Origin of the sequence: Pseudoalteromonas sp. Isolate6 (assembly GCF_022398435.1) — a bacterium.
Lineage (GTDB): Bacteria > Pseudomonadota > Gammaproteobacteria > Enterobacterales > Alteromonadaceae > Pseudoalteromonas > Pseudoalteromonas galatheae.
In genome coordinates this window covers 1-5,535 of the sequence record NZ_JAKEVK010000262.1, presented here as the reverse complement: position 1 = coordinate 5,535, position 5,535 = coordinate 1, and the positions used below count along the sequence as shown (strand labels likewise).

The window sequence follows — 5,535 nt, the reverse complement described above, 5'->3', positions numbered from 1 at the left end:
AAATATTACACATAAAATATTTCTGAAAATAAAGTGACACCCAACCTTAAGAAATACGTCACAAAAGATTCATTATAAGAATTACTTCACCGCCCCCAGTAAGTTTACGATGGTTTCTATCTGCTCTAATTGGTCGTTATCTTTGTGGTATGCCACAAAGATCTCTCTTGAGTTACTTTCTACTTCATCAACTTGAGTCAACCTTTCTGCCTCAATGGACTCTAACGCTAGTGCTTCTGGCACAAATGCAGAGCCGCCACATTGGAGAATAAGGTCGAGTGCTATTCGACCAGTGCTGGTTCTAAAATAAGGAGGGGTTGCGCCAGTAAATTGTTTTGCATGCCAAAGAGAAAAAGCGGTTCCCCAGTCAACATAAACGTATTGGTTGTCAAAAAAGTCTTCTTTTGTTGCATTGTCAAAAGTGCTTACAGGAATAATAGCAAGATCGCTGATCGGCTTAACAACCAGTTCATCGACTTTGGGCGGATCGAACAGTACAGCAAGATCTAGTGTTCGCTCTAATAATAGTCGCGTGCTTTCTTGCTGAGCTTTCACTTCAGCAACAAGCGATACCCCAGGCATAGCGGATACAATATGGTTAATCCCGAATTGTAAAAATGCGTCCCAAATATTAGCAGTGCCACTCAGTGACAATTGCTTATGCATATTATTTGCGAGTGCAACATCGACCTTGGCCCGCTGCATCCCAGTTAAAATCATTTTGGCGTGTGGTAACAACCTTTCACCAGGCGCCGTTAACTGAATATTGTTACGCTGGCGGATAAAAAGGTTCACTCCTAAGCTTTGTTCAAGTTGGCGGATCCTAAAGCTTACAGCTGACTGAGTGATGTATAAATTTTCTGCCGCCCGGCCAAAATGACGGGTTTTGACAACTTCGACAAAAGTTTTTAATAGATCTATGTCCATTTTTCTTCCTGACGATAAAAATTACTCGTTTAAAAAATTATAAAACTTGGTCCATACTCCAGCCAGATAAACTTAGAGGACTCAGTTATGGATCATAATTTAGCGACTTTGAAAAATGCATTTGCAAGCCCCAGAGCCTTTTATGATGACGCCAACTTCCCTAGAGGATTCGGACGCAGTGGTCACTTCACACTACAAGAAGCCGAAATTCTTGAACGCTGTGGTGCCACGTTAAGAAGCTTATACAGCAAAGCAGCAGAACCTCAAAACAGTTTCCAATCCCAATTTGTTCAGGTAATGGAAGGGTTAATCCCCCCAACTAACGCTGTCGAAAAAGCTTGGGCTAAATATTTGAAGCATACTACGTGTAAAACAAAGTTTCACACGCTATTTGGACGCTCTAAAGTTCAAAATGATGGGAGCGTGGTTATCCCAGCAGATATTGACGACGAGCTATAAGCAAAATAGCCCATAAACTATCAAGCTTAGGCGTCAAAAGAGTTGTATTATTTTCTCTTATTGGCGTCTACATTGTTTCCTCATATAAAAACATCTCAATCTCAAATCACACATCGCGCGCTATCTTTCTAACATTTTGTTCTTAGTCATCACCTGTTTATTCTCACAAGCATTGCAATTAAGCGCAGTTGGGTTAAGAATTAGTAAAACAGGAAATGATTGGCAAAAGTTGTGTTACGGAAAATCTTAATCATTGAAGACACCCCCACAATTGCAAAGGTGCAAAAGCACATTGCTACCACGGTGGGATACCATGTAGATATTGCAGAGTCTTTGGCTGAAGCCAAAGTTTTATTATCACAGCATGATTATTTTTGTGCCGTGGTAGACTTTGTGTTACCTGATGCGCCGCTTGGCGAAGCCATTCCCTATACGGTTAAGGCTGACGTTCCTACTATTGTTATGACAGGTAACCTCGAGAGTCAAACTCGCTCAATCGTAGAGCAGTACCCTATTATTGACTATATAACTAAGGAAAATAAGCAAGCCTATCATTATTTACGGCGCCAATTAGAGCGTCTACCAAGAAATGAAAATGTCAGAGTACTAGTTGTGGACGATTCTATTTCGTCGAGGCATTATGTGTCAGCGCTCCTCGCTCGCCATAAATACCAGGTACTAGAGGCCTGCGATGGCTTAGAAGCGCTCGCGGTATTAAAAGACAATCCCGATATCTCCGTGATCATTACCGACAATGAAATGCCAAATATGCGAGGCGAAGAGTTATGCATCGAAATCAGGCGACTCTACACTGACGATGATAAAGCTATAATCGGTATCTCAGGTGTTGAAACTGCTAATCTATCCACACGCTTCTTAAAAAATGGTGCTAATGACTACCTCAGAAAACCTTTTAACGCAGAAGAGTTTTACTGTCGTCTTAGCCAAAACGTCGATATGTTAGAGCATATTCAAACGATACGCCGACAAGCGAATACAGACTATCTAACCAACTTACCAAATCGACGCTACTTTTTCGATACCGTAAAGAAAAGTCTAAAAGCGAGACATAAAAAAGAGCTCCATGGACTGATAGCGATGATAGATATTGACCATTTTAAGCAAGTAAATGACAATTATGGCCATGAGGGAGGCGATGCAGTGCTTGAGTCTATTGGCCAAGCGTTTGCTCAATATTTTCCCAATGATTTAGTCGCTCGATTAGGCGGCGAAGAGTTTGCGATATATTTTAAAGATACGGTGACTGATCATTGTAAAGAAAGGCTGGAGCGCTTTCGGGAATATCTAGAGCAAAGCAGTAACGAACTGACCGCTCAGCAGATCCCGTTTACTGTTTCAATGGGGCTTGCTGCTCAGGTGACCACAAATATAGAAAGCCTGATAAAACAAGCTGATGAGCGTTTATATCAGGCGAAAGATACTGGAAGAAACCGCTTAGTTTACTGAGCGCTTTCTCATATCTCTATAAGAATCAAAACTAAACATACGCCAGTAAAAACGCAATGACAGGAATGAATCAAACTGATTAACTGCAACACTACACCCACTATCGCCAATAACACAGCAAACTTTTGCGCTGTTCTTAATCTTTCCGATAAGAATAACACCTCTAATAATACGTTAAGTGACGGGTTGATGTAATAGCCTGAGCTCGCATCTAACATAAAGTATGTTATTAACAGTCCCCAATTAAAATTCAATCGCATCAATATGGACACGTTACTTAAAATAGATAAACGCAATTCCCTACATAAAAACGGCGAGTACAGCGAGTAAGTGTCCTTTCGTTTACTCTTCAATCACGGGCTTTTAACCTTTGGAGGGATCAACTAAGAGGTCAATCATTATACTCATTTTTATTAATCACGGCGATGAAAGTTAGATGAATTCACAATCGCAAAATCTAAAGCAACAAGTGCTTAAAACTTAGTCAAGTCTCTTAAGATTAGATAAAAAGCAAAGACAAGGTTCAAAAAAAGCTCTAAAATGACGCCGATGGATACCCTCGTAAGCCCCCCAATTAACGACCCTCACTCTGTACTGAAAGATGTGTTTGGCTACAGTACGTTTAGAGATGGTCAGCTTGACATTATTCAGTCCAGCTTAGCTGGTCAGGATACGCTTGTACTACTGCCTACCGGCGGTGGTAAATCACTCTGTTACCAAGTTCCAGCAGTATTATTTGCAGGCGTGACAATTGTAATATCGCCTCTTATCTCATTAATGCAAGACCAGGTCGCACAGTTAAAAGCACAAGGCATTGCCGCTGAATATATTAACAACAGTGTCGCTTGGGAGCAGCAAAGAGATACTTATGACGCGCTTTTCCAGGGTCGCTTAAAGCTATTATATATAGCGCCGGAAAAGGCCTTACAAAGAGATTTTATCGAACGCATATCTAACTGTAACATCAGTTTATTTGCCATCGACGAAGCCCACTGCGTATCCCATTGGGGGCATGACTTTAGACCACATTACTTTCGTTTAAAAGAGTTACGTCAACATTTTCCGTCTGTTCCGATGATGGCATTAACCGCAACGGCTGATTTAGCGACACGGAAAGATATTGTCCAGCAATTAGGTATGCAAACCCCCTTTATCTATACCGGTAGCTTTGACAGACCCAATATTCGTTACACCATCGAAGAAAAGTTCAAACCCCTGTCGCAGTTGATCCGCTATTTGAAAGAGCAAAAGGGGCAAAGTGGCATAATCTACTGTGGTAGCCGAAAACGTGTTGATGATATTGCTGAAAAGCTGATTGATGCTGGGTTCAATGCAGCAGGCTATCACGCAGGTCTAGATAATGATCAGCGTCAGTTTGTACAAAACCGCTTCGCCCGAGATGACATTCAAATCGTAGTTGCCACAGTTGCTTTTGGTATGGGGATCAATAAACCCAACGTGCGATTTGTGGTTCACTATGATATTCCAAAAAGTGTAGAAGCATATTATCAAGAAACTGGCCGTGCAGGGCGAGATAGCTTGGCAGCTGAAGCCGTTATGTATTTTGATCCTGCGGATATTCCCCGCGTTAGACGCTTTTTTGAAGATATTCCAGACGAGCAACGTCGTAAAGTCGAAGAACAGCGCTTTCAGGCGATGTCGAGCTTTGCTGAAGCACAAACCTGTCGTCGTCAAATTTTGCTCAATTACTTCAGCGAATATCAACGAGAAGCATGCGGTAACTGTGATATCTGCCTTAACCCACCAAAACAATTTGACGGCACATTAGTTGCTCAACAAGCCTTATCGTGTGTATACCGAGCTGAGCAGCGTTTTGGTATTGGTTATATTGTCGATATCTTACGTGGAGCTAATACCGCAAGGATCAGAGAGCAAAATCACCATACACTTTCAACCTATGGTATTGGGAAAGAGCACAGTAATGAATTTTGGTTGAGTATATTACGTCAACTGATCCATCATGGTTTATTGAGTCAAGATATTACACAAGGTGCAACGCTTAAATTAACAGAAGCCGCCCGGGCCGTACTGCGCGGTGAATATGTGCTACAACTGGCAGAGCCAAGGCTCGTAGCTAAGCACGTCTATCAAGATAAACTGGCTCAGTTTAATTATGACAAGAAACTATTTGCTAAGCTTCGTGCACTCAGAAAGCAGCTCGCAGATGAAGATGATGTACCGCCGTATGTTGTCTTTAACGATCGAACGTTAGCTGAAATGGCGCAAAGAACACCAACAACAGACAGCGAGTTTTTACAAGTATCTGGTGTCGGTTTTACTAAGCTCAGCAAGTACGGTTCCCCTTTCATGCAACTCATTCGCAATTATTTGGAAAGAGAATAATGACCACACTCACTTTAGATAATCCACACGAGGTGATTATCATCAACTGTGAAGTTACACCTCAAGACGACGAGTTTGAACTTTGGGGCAAAATATTCTTACACCATAACGCGATTCAATTAATTGAGTTCTCTGCTGGTGCAGACAGACATCAGTGGCGTTTTTCATGTGAGAATTGCAATTTCAATTTAAATTTTGAACATTACAGCGAGAGTATTTGGATAGCTCCAGATGGCGTTGATGCCTTAGAACTCCTACCTTTCCTGCGCCAACAACTTTCTCGTTAAGTCCACATAAAGCTCTTTAAGTCTATAAATA

The 5,535-nt window shown here is 41.6% G+C and carries 5 protein-coding genes and 1 pseudogene; 4 read left to right on the top strand and 2 right to left on the bottom strand.

All coding sequences use genetic code 11. The features are described from left to right. Nucleotides 1–81: 81 nt before the first annotated feature. Entirely contained in the window at nucleotides 82–927 is an 846-nt protein-coding gene (locus tag L1D50_RS21205) for a LysR family transcriptional regulator (RefSeq protein ID WP_128727741.1), read from the bottom strand. A gap of 87 nt (nucleotides 928–1,014) precedes the next feature. Between L1D50_RS21205 and maoP the strand changes: the two genes are divergently transcribed. Together maoP and L1D50_RS21195 are read left to right on the top strand one after the other, a co-directional pair. Next, nucleotides 1,015–1,386, top strand: coding sequence for a DUF413 domain-containing protein (maoP, locus tag L1D50_RS21200; protein ID WP_128727740.1), 372 nt, complete (start codon nucleotides 1,015–1,017; stop codon nucleotides 1,384–1,386). A gap of 231 nt (nucleotides 1,387–1,617) precedes the next feature. Continuing rightward, nucleotides 1,618–2,853, top strand: coding sequence for a response regulator (locus tag L1D50_RS21195; RefSeq protein WP_193554576.1), 1,236 nt, complete (start codon nucleotides 1,618–1,620; stop codon nucleotides 2,851–2,853). 40 nt (nucleotides 2,854–2,893) lie between these two features. On the opposite strand, the pseudogene L1D50_RS21190 reads toward L1D50_RS21195, so the two are convergent. Then, nucleotides 2,894–3,071, bottom strand: a pseudogene (locus L1D50_RS21190) (EamA family transporter); the annotation flags it as partial. 331 nt (nucleotides 3,072–3,402) lie between these two features. Between L1D50_RS21190 and recQ the strand changes: the two are divergent. After that, a complete protein-coding gene (gene recQ / locus L1D50_RS21185) occupies nucleotides 3,403–5,217 on the top strand; it encodes a DNA helicase RecQ (protein ID WP_239966753.1) in 1,815 nt (604 codons plus the stop codon). Beyond that, complete coding sequence (locus L1D50_RS21180) at nucleotides 5,217–5,504, top strand: DUF3630 family protein (protein WP_128727737.1); 288 nt, start codon at nucleotides 5,217–5,219, stop codon at nucleotides 5,502–5,504. The genes recQ and L1D50_RS21180 overlap by 1 nt, the downstream gene beginning before the upstream one ends. The last annotated feature ends 31 nt before the right edge of the window (nucleotides 5,505–5,535 follow it).

Excerpts from the sequence above, each read along its gene's own strand:
- L1D50_RS21205 (WP_128727741.1), bottom strand. The coding sequence starts at position 927 with ATGGACATAGATCTATTAAAAACTTTTGTCGAAGTTGTCAAAACCCGT.
- L1D50_RS21180 (WP_128727737.1), top strand. The coding sequence starts at position 5,217 with ATGACCACACTCACTTTAGATAATCCACACGAGGTGATTATCATCAAC.
- maoP (WP_128727740.1), top strand. The coding sequence starts at position 1,015 with ATGGATCATAATTTAGCGACTTTGAAAAATGCATTTGCAAGCCCCAGA.
- recQ (WP_239966753.1), top strand. The coding sequence starts at position 3,403 with ATGGATACCCTCGTAAGCCCCCCAATTAACGACCCTCACTCTGTACTG.